This window comes from Pseudoalteromonas agarivorans (genome assembly GCF_024518735.1).
Taxonomy (GTDB): domain Bacteria; phylum Pseudomonadota; class Gammaproteobacteria; order Enterobacterales; family Alteromonadaceae; genus Pseudoalteromonas; species Pseudoalteromonas atlantica.
Map to the genome: position 1 here is coordinate 923,867 of NZ_JANIGJ010000001.1, position 18,747 is coordinate 942,613.

General features: G+C 41.4%; 16 protein-coding genes and 5 tRNA genes. 3 read left to right on the forward strand and 18 right to left on the reverse strand.

The genetic code is table 11. From position 1 onward, the window contains the following. Positions 1-93: 93 nt before the first annotated feature. The 6 genes from NQT65_RS04035 to NQT65_RS04060 all read right to left on the reverse strand — a co-directional run bounded on the left by NQT65_RS04035 (position 94) and on the right by NQT65_RS04060 (position 7,393). Positions 94-957, reverse strand: a complete 864-nt coding sequence (locus tag NQT65_RS04035) for a universal stress protein (protein WP_096739791.1) — start codon at positions 955-957, stop codon at positions 94-96. Positions 958-1,041: 84 nt separating this feature from the next. After that, the gene (locus NQT65_RS04040) at positions 1,042-3,030 is read right to left on the reverse strand and encodes a tripartite tricarboxylate transporter permease (protein WP_126006571.1); all 1,989 of its coding nucleotides are present in this window, start codon (positions 3,028-3,030) and stop codon (positions 1,042-1,044) included. A 73-nt stretch (positions 3,031-3,103) separates the two neighbouring features. Next, the gene (locus tag NQT65_RS04045) at positions 3,104-4,216 is read right to left on the reverse strand and encodes a Bug family tripartite tricarboxylate transporter substrate binding protein (RefSeq protein ID WP_256850567.1); all 1,113 of its coding nucleotides are present in this window, start codon (positions 4,214-4,216) and stop codon (positions 3,104-3,106) included. A 332-nt stretch (positions 4,217-4,548) separates the two neighbouring features. Then, positions 4,549-5,652 (reverse strand): 4-oxalomesaconate tautomerase, encoded by a 1,104-nt coding sequence (locus NQT65_RS04050; protein ID WP_031289665.1) that lies wholly within the window; start codon positions 5,650-5,652, stop codon positions 4,549-4,551. 42 nt (positions 5,653-5,694) lie between these two features. Further along, positions 5,695-5,877, reverse strand: coding sequence for a hypothetical protein (locus NQT65_RS04055; protein ID WP_024032566.1), 183 nt, complete (start codon positions 5,875-5,877; stop codon positions 5,695-5,697). 190 nt (positions 5,878-6,067) lie between these two features. Then, positions 6,068-7,393, reverse strand: a complete 1,326-nt coding sequence (locus NQT65_RS04060) for an OprD family outer membrane porin (RefSeq protein WP_256850568.1) — start codon at positions 7,391-7,393, stop codon at positions 6,068-6,070. Positions 7,394-7,664: 271 nt separating this feature from the next. Between NQT65_RS04060 and NQT65_RS04065 the strand changes: the two genes are divergently transcribed. The 3 genes from NQT65_RS04065 to NQT65_RS04075 are packed head-to-tail and all read left to right on the forward strand — an operon-like array spanning position 7,665 to position 10,838. Further along, positions 7,665-8,336 carry a response regulator transcription factor gene (locus NQT65_RS04065; RefSeq protein WP_029774040.1) on the forward strand — a complete coding sequence of 224 codons (672 nt, stop codon included), beginning with the start codon at positions 7,665-7,667 and terminating at the stop codon, positions 8,334-8,336. Then, positions 8,329-9,774: a sensor histidine kinase gene (locus tag NQT65_RS04070; RefSeq protein WP_096739796.1), complete on the forward strand. Its 1,446-nt coding sequence runs from the start codon at positions 8,329-8,331 to the stop codon at positions 9,772-9,774. The genes NQT65_RS04065 and NQT65_RS04070 overlap by 8 nt, the downstream gene beginning before the upstream one ends. Then, on the forward strand, positions 9,771-10,838 hold the full coding sequence (locus NQT65_RS04075) for an ABC transporter substrate-binding protein (RefSeq protein ID WP_256850569.1): 1,068 nt from the start codon (positions 9,771-9,773) through the stop codon (positions 10,836-10,838). The genes NQT65_RS04070 and NQT65_RS04075 overlap by 4 nt, the downstream gene beginning before the upstream one ends. A gap of 157 nt (positions 10,839-10,995) precedes the next feature. Here the strand turns inward: NQT65_RS04075 and NQT65_RS04080 are convergent. From NQT65_RS04080 to tolQ, 12 genes are all read right to left on the reverse strand, one after another. Continuing rightward, positions 10,996-11,085 (reverse strand) — tRNA-Ser (locus NQT65_RS04080). Positions 11,086-11,252: 167 nt separating this feature from the next. Then, on the reverse strand, positions 11,253-12,293 hold the full coding sequence (gene nadA / locus NQT65_RS04085) for a quinolinate synthase NadA (protein WP_256850570.1): 1,041 nt from the start codon (positions 12,291-12,293) through the stop codon (positions 11,253-11,255). Between the two features lie 150 nt (positions 12,294-12,443). After that, a tRNA-Lys gene (locus NQT65_RS04090) sits at positions 12,444-12,519 on the reverse strand. A gap of 73 nt (positions 12,520-12,592) precedes the next feature. After that, positions 12,593-12,668: transfer RNA gene (locus NQT65_RS04095), tRNA-Lys, on the reverse strand. A gap of 71 nt (positions 12,669-12,739) precedes the next feature. Next, positions 12,740-12,815: transfer RNA gene (locus tag NQT65_RS04100), tRNA-Lys, on the reverse strand. Between the two features lie 72 nt (positions 12,816-12,887). Then, positions 12,888-12,963 (reverse strand) — tRNA-Lys (locus tag NQT65_RS04105). 219 nt (positions 12,964-13,182) lie between these two features. Then, a complete protein-coding gene (gene ybgF, locus NQT65_RS04110) occupies positions 13,183-13,932 on the reverse strand; it encodes a tol-pal system protein YbgF (protein WP_004587278.1) in 750 nt (249 codons plus the stop codon). 13 nt (positions 13,933-13,945) lie between these two features. Further along, entirely contained in the window at positions 13,946-14,488 is a 543-nt protein-coding gene (gene pal / locus NQT65_RS04115) for a peptidoglycan-associated lipoprotein Pal (RefSeq protein WP_004587277.1), read from the reverse strand. A gap of 36 nt (positions 14,489-14,524) precedes the next feature. Further along, positions 14,525-15,883 (reverse strand): Tol-Pal system beta propeller repeat protein TolB, encoded by a 1,359-nt coding sequence (gene tolB / locus NQT65_RS04120; protein ID WP_138685938.1) that lies wholly within the window; start codon positions 15,881-15,883, stop codon positions 14,525-14,527. 9 nt (positions 15,884-15,892) lie between these two features. Then, positions 15,893-16,819, reverse strand: coding sequence for a cell envelope integrity protein TolA (gene tolA / locus NQT65_RS04125; RefSeq protein ID WP_024032176.1), 927 nt, complete (start codon positions 16,817-16,819; stop codon positions 15,893-15,895). Between the two features lie 4 nt (positions 16,820-16,823). After that, a complete protein-coding gene (gene tolR / locus NQT65_RS04130; protein WP_004587274.1) occupies positions 16,824-17,255 on the reverse strand; it encodes a protein TolR in 432 nt (143 codons plus the stop codon). Beyond that, a complete protein-coding gene (gene tolQ, locus NQT65_RS04135; RefSeq protein ID WP_004587273.1) occupies positions 17,242-17,946 on the reverse strand; it encodes a protein TolQ in 705 nt (234 codons plus the stop codon). Before tolQ ends, tolR begins: the two co-directional genes overlap by 14 nt. Between the last annotated feature and the right edge of the window lie 801 nt (positions 17,947-18,747).

Below are 18,747 nucleotides of genomic sequence, written 5' to 3' on the forward strand. Positions count from 1 at the left end.
TGGTTAGTTTTATCACATTGAGCTTTAATAAAAAGCCGATATTGAACGTAAATATCGGCTTTTGGGTAAAATTTAGTTTTTAAGCTTTAAGTGTTATCGCGCCATAAGTATTGGCAAGGTGGTGTTTGCTAGCATGTAGTTAGTCATACCACCAAAAATTTGCTCATGGATTCGCCTGTGAGTAAATGCGCCCATCACCACTAGATCAGCGTTATGCATTTGCGCTACCGACATAAACGCTTTAGCGGTCGATTGCCTGCCATTATTAAATGTTACAAACTCACTTTTAATATCGTGCTGAGCTAAATATTTAACCACTTCATGGCCGTTTGGCATTTTATCGGCGCTGCTTGCGCTGGTGCAAATAACAACCTTTTGAGCTTGTTTTAGAAGCGGTAAACTGTAAGTGAGCGCACGCGATACCTCGGTGCTGGCGTTCCAACCAATCACCACTGTTTTTATATCAAAGTGGGTCATTTGCCGTGGTACCAGTAATATAGGTTTACCACTTCGCATTACCGATGCCTCAAAGGTCGAGGTTGATTTACCACTTTTAGACTGCGGAATAATAATTAAATCAGCAACTTTGCCTTGCTCTGCAATTATTTCGCTGCGCACACCTATATTAATATGCCATGAAGCGCTTGGGTGCGTGGGATGCTCTGCGCTGTCGTCAGTGTATTTAACTTGCTGCTGGGCACATAAACTAACAAATTCGGTTTTTAAATTTGCCGATTCGGTTGTTGCAAAGCGCCCTGCTACAGAGTCTAACTCTTTTACCAATTTAGTTGGTAAGCCAAGCTGCCCTGTTGGCAAAAAGCGTTTTGGGTCTAAGTGCGTGTGATAAACATCAAGGTGCGCATTAAAATACTTAGCAACGGCTAAGCCCCCTTTTAAGCGCTCTGTTACATGCCCACTTGTAGAAAGCGGCATTAAAATAAGCTTAGGTGAAATCATAATTATATCCTTCTTAAGCCAGTGCCTTTTAGAGCCAATGTAAACCGTGCTAAGCGCTGCTTGTTTTGCATAGCACGGCGGCGTTTACAGCTGCGTAAAGCTTGCCACTTCTTGTAGGTAACCGCTTGGTAAATCTAATACCATAAAGTGCGATAAAGTGAGTAAAAATGCTAACGCACACACTGTCAGTGTTAATGTTCTAGCAATTGATATACGTGCTTTTACAAGTAAAAATATTATGAAAAACAACGCTATCGAAATCACATAGCCCAGTAAAAAACACCCAGCTAATAAGCCACACAGCCAAAATACATAATGCCAAAGGCCAGTCACGCTTGAGTCGTTTACATACCCCGCAGAGACCTCATTATCGTAATTTACAGCATCGTCTACTTTATTAAGCAGCAGCTTGATCAGCACAACCGCAGAGAGTATTAACATGAACGAGCACACCACGGCAGGAAATACTCCACCTAAGAATGTGCGTTGGAACGAGTCATACAAACCGTATGCAAACACTAAACAAACAAAGCCAGAAAATGCGATTTGTGGTTTAAGGTTAGTTGGTTTTACCTCAGCATTAGCTGTGTTTTTATTGGCTTTTTCTTTTTTAGCAGCCTTAATAGAGTGGCGTGCTGCAAAGAAAATAGAAAGCGCGGTTAATGCACCAATAATAATCACACCCGGTTTTAATAAAAACTCTATGCCGTCAAACTGAATAGCTTGATAAAGGTAAGTTTCCATGCCGCTTGCTAGTACAAAGCCAATTAAAAATGCCGGTCGTGGCCATCCAAAGCGCTTCATTAATACGCCTAAAATACCAATACCAATAAGTGCGACTAAATCACCTAAATCACGGGTTGCCTGAAACGCCGCAAAAAAGATTACCATAACCATAAATGGTGCCATGAGCGTGTAAGGAATAGTTGTTACCTTTGCTACCCATTTAGAAATTAGTAAACACGCGCCCGCGCCAATTACATTAGCAAGTGCCAGTGACCATACAATGGTGTAAGTAACATCAAGGTCAGTGGTGATCATCGCAGGGCCTGGCTCTAAGCCAATTAATACCATGCCACCTAAAAATACAGCCATGCTGCCAGACCCTGGAATACCAAATAATAAGGTCGGGATTAAGCCACCGCCTTCTTTGGCATTATTTGATGACTCAGGGGCAATAACACCGCGTATGTCGCCTTTACCAAAGTTTTCGGTGTCTTTAGAGGTTTGTACCGCATGACCATAAGAGATCCAATCAACTACGCTGCCACCTAGACCAGGTAGTGCGCCAACAACACAGCCAATGGCAGCACAGCGCGTAGCTAGCCATTTATTTTTAACAACATCTTTTACGCCTTCAAACCATCCACTACCCAGCTCAGAAGCTTCTGAAATAGAGCGGTTTTGACGCAATAAATCGATAATCTCAGGTAATGCAAATATACCTAAACCAACAACCACTAACGGAATACCATCCATAAGGTAACCGTTATCAAATACCATGCGGTATTCACCGGTTGCAGGAGCACCGCCAAGTGAGCCTAAACATAAACCTAAGCCACATGCGCTTAAGCCTTTTACTAGGCTATTACCGGCCAATACGCCCACCATGCTTAAACCTAGCAAAGTAAGCATAAATAATTCGGCCGAGCCAAACGCTAAAATAACGGGGCGAGCAATCAGTACAAACAGCGTTAAAATAATGGCGCCAAAAAGGCCACCAAATAATGACGAAGCAAACGCTGCTGAAAGCGCACGCGCTGCTTGACCCTTTTTAGACAGTGGGAAGCCGTCAAGCACTGTGGCTTGTGAGCCACTGGAGCCTGGAATACCCATTAATACAGAGGTGAAGGTGTCAGAGGTTGGAATAACCGCCACTAGGCCAATAAGCATAGCAAGCGCTGAAATTGGGTCCATACCATATAAAAATGGCAATAATAACGATAAACCCGCTATACCGCCTAAACCCGGAAAAATACCAATCAGCAAGCCTAAAAAAACGCCGCCGCATAAATACATTAAGTGTGTGGGGGTAAGAATAGTTTGTAGCGCAATTAAAAATGCATCTAACATACTGCTCTCCTTAGATTAAAAAAGTGGCTCACTAAATGCGAGCCACTGTGTGTACAACAAATCAACAAGGTTTTTAAAAACGCGCGTTGTAGTTTTCGGTTAGGTAATTTCTTACCCATTGTTTGTCAGTTTCAGAAATTGTCAGTGCTGAGCTCAGTGTGTTTACTGCATCTTCGTTTACAAGTTGTGGGTATTGGCCAAGTACTAATTCAGACTCTTCTTTAAAGTTATCTTGATCAATGATGCGTTGTGCTGCATTGCGCCACTCTGCAATAACGTCATCAGGGGTGCCTTTAGGTAAAAACAGTCCTTTTTGCGCGGCAAAACCGGCTACAAAAAAGGTTTTCCATACGTTGTATTCAACGCCTGTTGGCTTTTTACCGTGGATCATTTCGTATACTTCGCCTACGTGTGGTAAGTCAGGAAACGTTGGATCGCGTACAATTTTGCCTTCTTTATTAAGTACGCCAAACGACATAAGCGGAATCGCTTTGCCTTCATCAACTAGCGGCTGTACTTTTTTTAAGTAGGCAGAGGTAGTTTGAAAGTCGATATCCACCTCGCCACGCTCAAACGATAAACGCGCACTGCCACGGCCTTTCATACCAAAAATGGCGTGAATGTCTAAATCAAGCATGTCGAAGGCTAATAACCCAACCAAGTCCATTGACGCGGCGCGTTGGCTACCAAATTTAAGTTTTTGACCCTGCAATTTGGCAAGCTCTGATGCGTTTTTAATACCAAGCTCTGGGCGCACATATACCACCGCACCTGTCGGTGTGGCCATAATCACGTTCCAACGTTTTACTTCGTATCTAACGCGTGAGTCGCCAAGTAAGTAAGGGATTTGTGTAGAGGCAGAAGTACTAAATACATTTAAGCCATTTGCTTTAGCGCTGCGCTCAAAGCGGTTAGCGCCTTTGGTAGAGCCACCACCTGGAATGTTTTTAACTACAACCACAGGTTTACCATTTAAATGCTGAGAAAAACGCGGACCAAAAAAACGTGCCCATGTGTCAGAGCCTCCACCTTCTTTAAAAGGCACAACCCACTCTACTCGCTCACCATCAAAGCTTACTTCGTCGTTATTGTTTGCATAAGCTGAGCTGATACAAGTGCTTGCTGCTAACACAACAAGCATTGCTTTTAGTCGATTAGGTGCAAAAGTACTTAATTTAATCTTCATAATTTGACCTCTGTTATTCGCTGCAATTATTTAAATAGGTCCTAATAACGTCATTGCATCTATTACGTAGATGAAAGTATTTCGTTAAAAGAAGTTAACAACAGCTAGACTAATAGCCGAAACTGTCATCTACCTGTCATCGACGCCAAACTATCCATTAATTTAAAATTATTTATAAGACATTGTTTTTAAATAAAAATAAACTTAGTTTTATTTGTTTAAAGCATAAAAAAAGCGATAACAGACAATCTGCTATCGCATTTTCGGTTGGTTTACTAAGGCTTAACACTAATTCGCTTAATTAAGTGAGCTATTTTGCCCATTGGTATAAGTTAAGCTATTTTGCTTTCATCCCATACTTTTGCAGGTATGTGTACTTCACCTTTAAATAACATTCTGGCTGTGCGCATTAACCCCGCCGACTTTATATCTAGCGTGTCGTTTTCAAAGCGCCCTTCAAGGAGTAAATCTATTTTACCGCTTGGGTGTTCAACCACTATATTTTGCTGCTCTGAGCTTTGTGGGGTAATTAAGTCGTACGCCACACTGCCTGGCAACATGCAACTAACACTCACGCAAATTGCCCCAGTAACAGAATGGCTGGTATGGCAGTTTTGCGGCACAAAGTAGCGCGAAGTTATCGTACCGCCAAATTGCGGCACCGACAGTAAACCGACTTTAGGAATGACTTTTCCGGTTGCATCGCCAAGGCCCATTTTTAGTGACGCCTGCAGGCGAATGCTTTCTATTTTTTGCAGTAACTCTGTATTTGCATCAAGCTCTTGTTTAGTTTCAGAGCCTTTTACACCCAGTGATGGTGCAGGTATTAGTACCATTGGCATGGCAGCATCGACACAACTTACTTCTACGCCATCAAAGGTATCGCGTACAGAGCCTGTAGGCAGTAATTCACCGGTTTTAGTGCCACACACATCAAAAAACTTAAGTAAAATAGGCGCCCCAGAGCCCGGTACGCCATCAATAGTGGCATCGCCTTCGTACTCTACAAAGCCGTTAGGCGTTTGTACCACAACTTCAATCAGGGTATTGGTATTTACATTTTTAACCCGTACCGTTGTTTCTCCGTCGTTTGCAGTAACCAGTCCGTATTCAATTGCCAGTGGTGCTGCACCAGATAAAATATTGCCACACGAAGGGGTGATATCGACTTCATTTTGCTCAATAGCAACTTGCGCAAATAAGTAATCAATGTCTGCATCGGGGTCGGTTGAGCGTGAAATAATGGCCGCTTTACTGGTTAGTGAGTTTCCTCCACCTACGCCATTTACTTGCAGCGGATCGCCTGAGCCCATTGCTGCAGTTAAAATTTCTTTGCGTTTATCCCACTCTCTCGGTAAATCGTTGGCTAAAAAATAAGTCCCGCGAGACGTTCCACCGCGCATAATGACACAAGGTATTTTTTTTTGAATAGTCATAATAATCCAGCTTCTAAATCAATTAAAATGAGCAGTAACGGGTTAGTTATTACTTAAAATAACCACGCACTCTTGCACTTGCTCTTGCTTACTTTGCAAAGATTGAGGGGCAAAATTAGTATTACTTGTTGCACTAGCAGCCGTGGCTGTTTGGTGGCTATTTGCACGAAAGTGAATGGCTCTCGGCGTAGGTTTTAACTGAGGTGTAGCGTGTGTTGAGTTCATCGTTTCGCCCTTTCAATGCAATTAAAAACAAGTAACGTCGTTATCAAAACGTTGCCCTTTTTTTAAGAGTAAGGAGCCAAACTGTCACTAACCTGTCACGAAATAAAAATTGATTAAAAAATAACTTTTAAACATTAAAAAACGCGCAGCATTTTCATGCTGCGCGTTAAAAGCCATTCGAAGGGGGCGTTTAAAACTTAATGGTGTAATCTACATATACACGGTGATCTGCTCTATCTCCTTTTACACCATCAACACTGCCAGTTTCATCTGTGGTGTAATCTAAAAATAACCAACGTAGGCTTAAGCCTTTTACAGCCGCTACTTTGTAGCGTGTATCAATAGCCCAGTATTTTTCATCAGCTGTGCCACCTGCTTTACCTAAGCTTGAATTTTCTGCATCGCTGCCGCTGGTGTAATAAAATTTTGTGGTTAAACCCGGTGCCACTGCTTTTAGATCAATGCCTAAGCGAGCCTGCCAAGTTGACTCATTTTGGTTTGTTAAATCGGCACCAATTAATGAGCGCGTGGGAAACGGGTTAGTCCCGTGATCGCCACTAAAATTATCTTCAATCCAAGCATCGTTCACCTTGGTAAATGCGGCGCCTAGTGTCCAAATATCTTTTTTCCAATTGGCATCTAGGTAATAGGCAAAACCATCGTTTTCACTTTTAGTAATGCCTGAAACCGCATCGAGTGCATCTTCATCATCTAAATCGCCACCCTCTGCCCCGGTTACAAATAAATCGCCATCGTCTTGTGAGGTAAATACGCCACTTGAAAGGGTTAACTTACTGTGATCGAGCTTAATAGCGTAGCTGCCTTTAAGCCCAAGCTTTGATAAGTAGTCATGAGAATTTAAATACTCTGCGTCTATTTTTAGCGCGTCTTTTTTGTAGCTTGCGCCCACACCCCAAATAACACTAATTGCGCCGTTATCTGACTGATCGGTAGAAAAATCTTCCCATTTGTCATCGTGGCGGCGGCTCCATTTATCGTAGGCGTAACCATATACTTTGGTATTGCCAAACTTGTAGTCACCAAATACACCTCTAAAAGTATTGGGAATTGCGCGGCTACCTGAGCTTTTTAACAGCATACTTTTGGTTTTTTGCCCGCCTATTTTTACATGGCCATTGTCGCCAAGTTTAACGTCGATAAAATATTGACCAAATTTAGAAAAACTATCGTCAACGCCGCCTTTTTCATCCCCTGCGGGTAAAATATTATTTTGTGCGCTGCCGGTTGAGTTGTAATTAAGTACGGTATAAGTAGAGACACCCATGCTAATTAAGTCATTAAAATAGCCCGATTGATAATTGAGCTCTATGCCTTGTGCAAACGTTGAGTCGTCGCTGGCGTCGTTATCGTAATCGCGGTCAAAGTAAATTGACCTTAGCTTAATATTAAATTCGTCTTGCTCTGTAAGCCCATTAAAAGAACCGTACGAAGGAATAGAAACACAAGTTAATACTGCGCCTGTTACTGCAAATATTTTAGAGAACTGTTGAGCCATAGTTGTCTCCGCTACCTTGTTTAATTAAATTTATAGTTGTGTGTAGTGTGTATCAGTTTATTCATGTTGCAATTTACATGGCAAACCTGTCACAAACCTGTCACAAGATAATTACATTTTAGGCAATTGTATTTTTAGCTATTAAATTAAAACTATAGCTTATCTTGTTATAAACGAAGGTATTTGCGTATTGTAAACGTTGCAGTAATTGTTTAGTGTCTTGCACAACTTAAAATTATATTTTTTAATTGCGACTTTGCGGGTGTGCTTAATGAGAATTTTAGCAGTTGAAGACGACGAAGTGTTAGGAGAAGCAATTTGCCAACGCTTCACCAAAATGGGCCAAGGTATAGACCTTGTAACCAGTGGTGATGTGGCTAATTCGCTATTAAAACGCCATGAGTACGACCTTATTTTACTTGATTTAAACTTGCCCAATTTAAACGGTGAGCAAATATTAAAAAAGCTCAGGGCTCGCTCATCAAATACGCCTGTATTAATTTTAACGGCACGTGCCCAAGTAGAGCACCGTATAGAATTACTCGACTTAGGCGCCGACGACTACCTCACTAAACCCTTTGATTTTGGCGAATTAGAAGCCCGTTGCCGCGCCCTACTTAGGCGTAACCAAGGCCTAGGTAAAGACATTATAAGTTATGGCAATCTCGATTTTGACCGAAAATCATGCACGGTCACTATTGCTAAAGAACTTATTGACTTAAAACAACGAGAATTTAGGTTGCTAGAAATATTTTTAACACATCAAGGTAAAGTGCTTAATAAAGATGAGTTACTCGATCACTTATATTCGTTTGATGACTCCCCCAGCCCCAACGCCATAGAAACCTACGTAGCAAGGCTTCGTAAAAAGCTGGTAAATAGCAGTGTTGATATAAAAACACTGCGTGGTTTAGGCTATCTTTTAGCAGAGCCTAATGAGTAGCAAAACCCTCCCCTCAATTCGCCGACAGCTGCTTACAATAACCATTGCTTTAATGGTTATAATTACACTTATAACTTATTTTATGGCTAATAATTACAGTAAAAACGCCGCCCAAATTTCATACGATAGGCTACTTGCCAGTGCTGCTTTACAAATTTTTGAAAATACCCACATTGATTACCACGAAATTATTGTTGATTTACCCAGCGCTACATTCGAAACTCTCTCGATGGCCTCAAATGACAGATTGGTGTATCAAATAACACAAAATCAAGGGGAGCACTTAACCGGCTACAATGGCTTATATCAACACATTTTGCAAAAAGCTGACACCCAGTGGCAACGTGCAGAGTATGACCCACGAGATAACCTACTGATACAATTTTGGGAAGGTGATTACAAAGGCGAAAACTACCGCTTTATTTTACTCTCAGATAAGCTTTATGAAGTGGGCGAATCGTTTGATGTAAATATTTTAATAGGCCAAACCACCCAAGCTCGCGATCAGCTCGCCTATGAAATGAATTTAAATGTAATACAAATGGTTATTTTAACGTTTGTAATAGCTATTGTGCTTATATTACTGGGAGTGAATCAAATTTTGCGCCCTATTTACAGCATAAATAAAAAAATACGTCGGCGCTCCCCCACTGATCTACGCCCTATTGATATGTCGGTCCCCAAAGAAATGGCCGATTTAATTTCAACCATTAACCATTTTATATCGCAATTAGAAGTCTCGCTTAATCATTTAAAGCGCTTTACCGGCGAAGTGGCTCATCAAATAAGAACGCCCCTTGCAGGCCTTAAAAGCCAGGCGCAAAATGCCATTGAAGAAAGCGATGAAAAAATAAGAACAGAGCAGTTAAATCGTGTTTTATATTCAACAGATTTACTCGACAGCACCGTTACGCAACTGTTAAACCAAGCCACTCTTGCGCACCGCTTTCATAGCCAGCCTTTAATAACGCTTTCGTTGCCGGAGCTGGTAAAGTCTGTGTGTAGAGATGTAGCGGTATCGGCGATTCAACGCGGCGTGATCATCACATATCAAGGTGACGATAATTTAATGATCAATGGTGATTCGTTTGCACTTAGCCAAATGCTACGCAATATTTTAGAAAACGCGATTAAATTTAGCCCGCAAAATAAAGAAGTAAATGTGTCTACCGAGCTTCACAGTACAGACAGTGGTTACATAGCCCGTTTATGCGTGGCTGATCAAGGCGTAGGTGTACCCGATGCGCAAAAACAACATGTGTTTGAGCGGTTTTACAAAAGTAAAGGCGACCCACGTGCCGGCAGTGGCCTAGGCTTAAGCATTGCTAAAGAGGTAGCAGAGCATCATAACGCTGCTATTAAGCTGCTTGATAACACCCCGTCGGGGCTTATTTTTGAAATAAACTTTCCGTTAATGCTGACCGAGGACGAACATTGAAACTTTTATCGCTGATTTATATTGCCGTTGTTTTTACGTGCTTTGTAGGCTCGCCATTCGTTGCTGCAAAAACTCCTTTAGTATTTCCGGCACAAAGCGAAAATAAATCCGTGCTTAAAATATATGGCGGCGCTGACAAAATGGAAATTGCCCCTTTTTTATCGGCCTTTCAAAAGAAATACCCTTTTGTACAAATTGACTACTACGAGCTGAGTACTTTCGAAGTGTATAGCGAATTTTTAGCCGACGTTAAAAACCCGCCCGACGTGTTATTAAGTTCAGCAATGAACTTGCAGGTAAAGTTAGTTAACGATGGTTACGCACAGCCTTACAGCTCTGAGCAAACAAATAAGCTTCCTGCATGGGCTAAATGGCGAAATGAAGTATTTGGCTTTACCTATGAAACAGCGGTAATTGCATTTAATAAAGAATTTTTAGGTGAAGAGGTCGCACCAAGTAGCCGCAACGAATTATTAGAGCTAATTCGTAGGCGCAGTGAGAAAATTAAAGGCCGCATTGGCATTTACGATATTACTCAAGTGGGCATAGGCTATTTGCTGTGGGCTCATGACCGTGAGCAAAGCTCAAGCTATGGCCGAATGCTAGAATCGTTTGGCTATCACAGCACGCGTGTATTTAGACGCAGCGCCGACATACTCAAGGCACTTTCAACGGGCGAGCTCACTGTTGGCTATAACATATTAAGCTCTTATGCGCGCACATGGGCGGCGCAGCACCCTAATATTATTGTGGTGCAACCTAAAGACTACACCTCGGTTATTATGCGCAGTGCCATTATTCCTAAACATGCTAAAAATGTCATTGGTGCACAGCTGTTTATTGATTACTTAGTGTCTGTACAAGGACAAACAGACATGGCCAACTTTACTAATTTTGAGCCTATAAATAACGAAGTAAGAATTAAACAAAAACATTTACTTGATATATCAGAAGGTCAGCTTCGCCCCGTCCCCCTTGGCATAGAAATATTAGTGATAGACGATCAGATGAAGCGCCAAATAATCATTCAAGAATGGGAAAACGCGTTATTTGAGTACCAATAAATTCGGGACTTATACCATGTCACGTATTTAAGGGAGCGACTTTAAGGGCAGATTGAGATTACCCACTAAATACATGCCTATTAGCGCATAACCAAGGTTTGGGCAGCAGGCATTAAAAACCCAGTTATTGATATTCAATAACTGGGTTCAAGAATGATGGTGGAGGAAGAGGGATTCGAACCCTCGTTAGGGATTAACCTAAACACACTTTCCAGGCGTGCGCCTTCAGCCACTCAGCCATTCCTCCACGGTGTTGCTTAGCAACAGCGCGTTATAGTATGAAATAGGTTACACAGGTGCAAGGTCTTTTTAAATTTGTGCTGTTAAGTGTCTAATAATCAATCAGCAATTTACTTTAGTTATAAAAAAACGGCTAAACCTTAGGGTTTAGCCGTTTTTTATGCATTAGGCTAATTACTTAGCCATGCTAGCTGTAAAGTCTAACATGCGATTAAGTGACTTGAGCGCGCCTTCGCGTAAGTCCATATCTACAAACACTTCTTTACCGCGAGGGTCTATCAGGGCTTCTTCAATCGCTTTTAAGCCGTTCATTGCCATCCACGGGCAATGTGCACAACTTTTACATGACGCGCCTTCACCCGCTGTTGGGGCTGCAAAAAACTCTTTTTCTGGGCATAGCTGCTGCATTTTGTAAAAAATACCGCGGTCTGTCGCTACAATAAACTTATCGTTATCCATTGTTTGCGCAGCTTTTATTAGTTGACTGGTTGAGCCAACCGCATCTGCTAGTGCCACTATTTCTGCAGGTGACTCTGGGTGCACCAATACACCCGCATCTGGGTGCAGGGCTTTCATATCTTTAAGCGCTTTTGTTTTAAATTCATCGTGTACGATACATGCGCCGTTCCACATGATCATATCGGCGCCAGTATTTTTTTGAATGTAGTTACCAAGGTGTTTATCTGGGCCCCAAATAATTTTTTCACCTTGCTCATCTAGGTGCTCTACAATTTCAAGCGCGCACGATGAGGTTACAATCCAATCTGCACGGGCTTTAACCGCTGTAGAGGTGTTTGCATACACTACAACTTTACGATCAGGGTGCTGATCGCAAAACGCTGAAAACTCATCAATAGGGCAACCAATATCTAACGAACACGTTGCTTCTAGTGTTGGCATAACAACTGTTTTGTTTGGCGTTAAAATTTTAGCGGTTTCACCCATAAAGCGTACACCAGCAACGATGATCATGTCTGCATCGTGGCGAGCACCAAAACGTGCCATTTCTAATGAGTCGGCAACACAGCCCCCTGTTTCTTCGGCAAGTGCCTGAATTTCAGGATCTGTGTAGTAATGGGCTACCAGCACTGCATTTTTATCTTGCAGTAGTTGTTTAATACGTGCTTTATATTCGCCTTGCTCGTCTTTAGTTAACGGCGCTGGCTTAGGAGGAAAGATATAACCTTCAGGCATAATAGTTTGAGCTAGACTCATGTTCTCGACCACTTCATCTACAGTGCATTAATTACGGCAAATTATACGAGAATACACGGGCAAATAACAGCTATCTGGGCATGCTGTTTATAAATAAAAATAAGAAACTGATTTAAATAAAATAAGGGAAGAGTTGAGATTTTTTAGAAGTGGTGGGTCATGATGGACTTGAACCATCGACCAATGGATTAAAAGTCCACTGCTCTACCAACTGAGCTAATGACCCGCTCTAAATTCTGTGTAGAATTAACACGCCGCGTAAATCCGCCGATTGAACCAAACTTTACTTAAATAAAGAATGGTGGGTCATGATGGACTTGAACCATCGACCAATGGATTAAAAGTCCACTGCTCTACCAACTGAGCTAATGACCCGCTCTGTGTGCTTACTATTAAGTGAGCTGCGTAAATCCGCCGATTGAACCAATCTTTACCTAAGTAAAGAATGGTGGGTCATGATGGACTTGAACCATCGACCAATGGATTAAAAGTCCACTGCTCTACCAACTGAGCTAATGACCCGCTCTGTGTGCTTACTATTTAAGTGAGCTGCGTAAATCCGCCGATTGAACCAATCTTTACCTAAATAAAGAATGGTGGGTCATGATGGACTTGAACCATCGACCAATGGATTAAAAGTCCACTGCTCTACCAACTGAGCTAATGACCCGCTCTTTTTGCCGCATTTTGAGTGGGGTAACCATTCGTTTGCTGCGGGCGCTTATAATACTTATTTATAAAATGAGTGCAACCGAAAATGTCTCTTTTTTTCAGTTTTTATGCCTAGGTGAGCAAAATTAAAGCGTTTGTGCTCAAACTACATGCAAATACAAGATTCGCCGAGTATTTCTATGTAGTTTGAGCTTTAAATACACCGCTTAAATGCGTCCTAATTAGCTAGACGCTCGGTTGCAAGTTTTGCAGCTGTTGTACTTGGATATTGGTTAATTAGATCACCCAATATTTTTTGTGCCTCTTGATTTAGGCCTTGCTCTTGTAAAAGCGTGCCTAACTTTAACATGGCATCTGGTCGTTTATTTGAGTTAGGAAACTCATTAACCACAACTTTAAAATGCTCACTTGCTTTTACACCATCATTTTTAATGGTCAGCAACTGCCCAAGCCAATAATGTGCATTAGAGGCATACACAGAATTAGGATAGGTTGTTAAAAATGTTTGAAACTCAGGAATAGCTTGGTCGTAGCGTTTATCTTTCATTATTAGCGCTACTGCACGCTCATACGCTTCGTTTTCAGATAAGTCACTGCTATAGGTTTGTGCGTCGCTCGATTGCGTGTAATCGGTTGCAGGCGCAGCAGCGGGTTGTGTATACGCTTGGCTTACGCGGTTTTCTATTTCTTGATAAAGCTCACGCTGGCGCTGAAGTACTTTTTCAAGTTTATAACTTTGCTCTTCAGTAACACCGCGAATTTGGCTTACTTCATCTTGAAGTAGATTAAGTTGTTGCTGTAATTCAACTTGTAATAAGTTTCGCGACTGCATCATGTTTTCTAGTGACGCTAAACGCTTCTCTATGCTCGACTGTGAACTTGCAGCTTCTGAAACAGGAGCGGGAGCAGCCAAAACTTGGGTGCTCCCGCTCAATATCATGGCTGCCAAAATAATTTTCGGCTTCATAATATCTCTTATCTTAGTAAACTAGTACCGCACGGCGGTTTTTAGCGAAAGCTGACTCAGTGCGAGATTTAACCATTGGTTTCTCTTCACCGTAGCTAACTACTGACATTTGGCTAGCAGAAACACCTAGGCTTTGTAGGTATTTTTCTACAGCTTGGCCACGGTGCTCACCTAGTGCAATGTTGTACTCAGGCGTACCGCGCTCATCAGCGTGACCTTCAATTAATACTTTTACTGAAGGGTTCTGAACTAAAAACTCAGCATGTGCACGAAGTAATTCTGCGTACTTGTTCTCAACAGTTGCTTTGTCGAAGTCAAAGTAAATAATTTGTTCTTGACGAAGCGCTTCATACTTTTGACGAAGTTGCTCTTCTGCTTGTTGTTCAGGTGAAATTGTTGCTACTTCAACTGTATCCGTGTTTGTTGATTGCTCAACTGCACTTTGATTTGATTGGTTAGCTGCGCCTTCATCAATATCTGAAGATGAGCTACAAGCGGCTAATGTCATTACTGGCACAGCGATTAGCAGGCCTTTAAGTACTTTGTTAAGTTGCATTGAGTAGATTCCTATTTTTGAGTAAACCAGCAAATATTACTGTAAATATGGCGACCAAGCTGGTGCCTTTACTTGTCCGTCTAGCACGGGTAAACGTGCTTTAAAGCGACCGTCCATCGATACCAGCGCGAGTACCTGTTTATTATTATGAAGCGTGCTATAAATGATCATCGAACCGTTTGGCGCTATGCTCGGTGATTCATCAAGGCGAGTTCGCGTCAATACTTGAAACGCGCCTGTAGCCAGCTCTTTCTTAGCAAGATGGTACTGCCCGTTGGTACGGTTAACCATCACTAATTCTTTACTGTCTGGCGTTATAGAACCCGCTAGGTTCATATCGCCGTCGAAGGTCAATCGTTGTGACCTACCAGTTCTTAAATTTAACTTATAAATCTGGGCATTACCACCCCTTTCAGATGTAAACACAATATCCTGGCCATTTGGATACCAAGATGGTTCAGTATCTATACTACGGTGGCGTGTAAGGCGTGTTTCTTTACGGGTTGCTAAATCTAAAACGTAAACTTCGGTTGCACCTGTTTTATCTTTAGAAAGCACCAATAACATTTTTTTGCCATCTGGTGAAAACTGCGGTGCACCGTTAATACCGCGGTAACTAGTGATCAGCTCACGCTTACCTGAGTATAGGTCTTGAATGTAAATTTGGCTTTGGCGGTTTTCAAACGTTACATACGCAAGCTTAGTACCATCTGGTGACCATGCTGGCGACATTAACGGCTCTTTTGAGCGCAATAATACTTGCTCGTTAAAGCCATCGTAATCGGCCACCACTAATTGGTATGGCTTAGCTTGGTCTTCACGTACAATTACATAAGCAATTTTAGTTAAAAACGCGCCTTTTTCACCGGTTAGCTTTTCATATACTACATCGCTTATGCGGTGTGAATATCGGCGAAAGCCACTTTCACTAATTACGCTTTCGCGCGCTTCTAAAATATGGTCTTGGCTTTTTACTAGTTTACCGCTGCTCATCATTTGAGTTTGGCCACCGGTAATTTGCCCACGAATAACATCAACTAATTCGTAGCGTACTAAGTAACGCCCATCAGTTTGTTGCTCTACCTCGCCTACTACAACCGCTTCTACACCTTGGTTTACCCATGCTGCGTAGTCAATGTCGCCGTCTTTATTAGGAAGCTGTGGCATTTGAGCTACATCTACTGGTTTAAATTTACCACTGCGCATTAAATCGGCAGCAATTACATCGCTCAATTTTTGTGGAATTGGGCCAACACCGTTGTATTTAAAAGGCACGATGGCAATAGGACGTGCGCCGTCTACACCTTCAGTTATTACAATTTCAAGTGCCGCATTTGCTACACCCTGAAACCCTAATAATATAACTACAAAGGCTATTTTAATTTTGCTGAACATATCATTCCTTTAAAATTCTGGCTTGATTGTTAAATTAATATTCTTAAGTTGCTCGAATACGTCTTTGTCTTTAGATACAGGTAATGTATCGGCCATGCGCACAGCTCTAAGTGCAGCTTCACACACTAGCTTATCACCCCCTAACGATTTAACTTGCGTTACTAAACCATTAAACCCAAGACGAATATTTACTCGACACTGTTGGTTTTTCATTTTTTCATCAATCAGTAAGTTTTGCTGAATGCGCGCCATAATTAAAGCACGGTACTTATCAACTTCGCTTACTACTTGCTGTTGGCGTATTTTACTACGTGCAGCCTGCTCTTTAGCAAGTTGTTCTTGTAACATTTGCTCTTGCAGCGCTTGCTGACGTTTACGCTCGGCTTCTTTTGCACGTTCTTTAGCTTCTGCTTCACGCTTTTTACGCTCTGCTTCGGCTTTTTTCAGTGCCTCTTCTTCTGCTTTGCGTTTATCTGCAGCAGCTTTAGCAGCGTTTTCCGCCTCTTGCTTTTGCTTTTCAGCTTGTTTTGCTTTAGCACGCTCTTTTTGTTCAATTTCGCGCGCTTTTTTAGCTTCAGCCTCAGCTTGTGCTTTTTCTTTCTCTTTTGCTTTGCGCTGTTGCTCTAGCTTTTTAATATTACGCGCTTCGGCTTCACGCTGTTTACGCGCATTGGCGGCTCTGCGTTCTAAGTCGCGAATGCGTTTATCTTCAGCGCGTTTTTTAGCATCTTCTTTTTTTTGTAGCTCAGCAATTTTTTGCTCAACTTGTTTTTGATCAACAGTGACCGCCGAAACCGCATTATCAGGCTCAGGAATAGCCGAATTAAGAGTCACTTCCATTACTTTAGGTGCCGGTGGGTGTATATTTGCAGTTGCCCACAAAAAGCCCCCTAAACCTAAATGTAAAAGTACTGACTTGATTATAGAACTATTCATGTTACTACTGTGTCCCCTCAAAGGATTCTGTCATTAAACCCACAGATGGTACGCCAGCATTCTTTAAAAAGTCCATTAATAACAACACTTCTTGGTAAGAAACCTTACCAGAGCCTTTAATCATTACTGGTACATCAGGGTTTTTCATTAGCTGAAGCTTAATAACCGCGGCCACATCAAGTGCTTCCATTGGCTCTTCTGGATCAGTGCCTATGCTTACATAGTACTTACCTGCCGAGTCAATCGAGGCAATAATGGGCGGCGTGTCTTTAGTATCAACTAAATCCGACTCTTCCATTTTTGGTAAATCAACTTTCACACCGTGAGTAATAAGCGGTGCTGTTGCCATAAATATAATTAGCAATACCAACATTACATCAATGTAAGGTACTACATTAATTTCTGCGACCGGACGGCGCTTCTTACGCTGATACATTCGCTTTAGCCTCTATTTGGGTAGCTGCTTGACGGTGTAAAATATTGGCAAATTCTTCCATAAAGTTGATGTAGTGTGATTCTAGTTTTTCAACTTTATTAGCAAAGCGGTTATACGCAATAACAGCCGGAATAGCCGCAAATAAGCCCATTGCCGTTGCAATAAGTGCCTCAGCAATACCTGGCGCTACCATTTGTAATGTTGCTTGCTTCACTTCACCAAGTGCTATAAAGGCATTCATAATACCCCACACCGTACCGAATAAGCCGATATACGGACTAATTGAACCCACTGTCGCTAAAAACGATAAGCTCGATTCTAGTTTTTCAATTTCACGCGACAGTGCCACACGCATTGAGCGATGCGTACCTTCCATTACAATGCCAGCACTTTGAAAGGTGTTCTTTTTATGGCGTGCAAACTCTTTAAAGCCAGATGTAAATAACGCTTCAATACCATGAGATTGACCGCTACGTGATGAGATTTCGTTGTATAGTTTGCTTAAGTCGATACCTGACCAAAATTTTTGTTCGAATTTTTTTGCATCAGACAAGGCGTCGCTTATTGCTTTTTTACGCTGAAAAATAATTGCCCATGACATAACAGACATTGCTACTAGCGCTAGCATTACTAACTGCACAAGCAAACTGGCTTCTAGAATTAGATCTAAAAAATTAAGCCCTGATCCCACGTTAAACTCCTAAATAATTTCAAAAAACGTCAATTTGGTTATTTTGTGTAAATAAGACCATTGTAACGGCCATAAGTTGCATCTAGTGTATCGAGTCAAAGGTTTACTGACAACGATATTGCTATGAATTGGCAACAAAAAACGTTAAACATACGCTCAATCGCTTGTTTGTTTCTAAAACGCGACTACCGCGTTTAGTAAAACACAACTTAATACTACAAAAGTGCGTAAATATACGCAGTAAACTTAATAAAACGCACCGTTTATTCATAAAAAGTGCATAAGCACGCAAAAGTAATTCACGCCACTTTGCATGTACTAATATAACTAATACTGTATCAATACAGCTCAGACCAGTTATTTATTAATTTTCAGCCACTTATAAAGTTAACGAATAATTAACGTACAAGTTTCGAACAACAATAAAATTCATCAGATTAGTTTTTCTTATCTGAAATTTTAAATTTTCTAGTTTGAACAAAAAATGCTTATTCCGTATTATTCTCCCATACCGAGCTTACGCACTGAATGAAACATTTTTCATTAAGCCAAGTTCTTAGTAATAGGATTTTTAATCGTATTACATTGTTTTACTCTTTTTGGATAAAACCTGATTAAGTAAAACGTAGTTCCCTGGATTACTTCCTTCAACTTGTTGTTTGCCCGCATTATATGCGGGCTTTTTTTTTGCCTAAATTTTACCGCCAACTTGGCATACAACCGTTATAAATTACACAATCTGTTTAATTGCCAACGGTGTATTTACTATCTTTTTTACCCGTTTTGTACCATTAAATTATC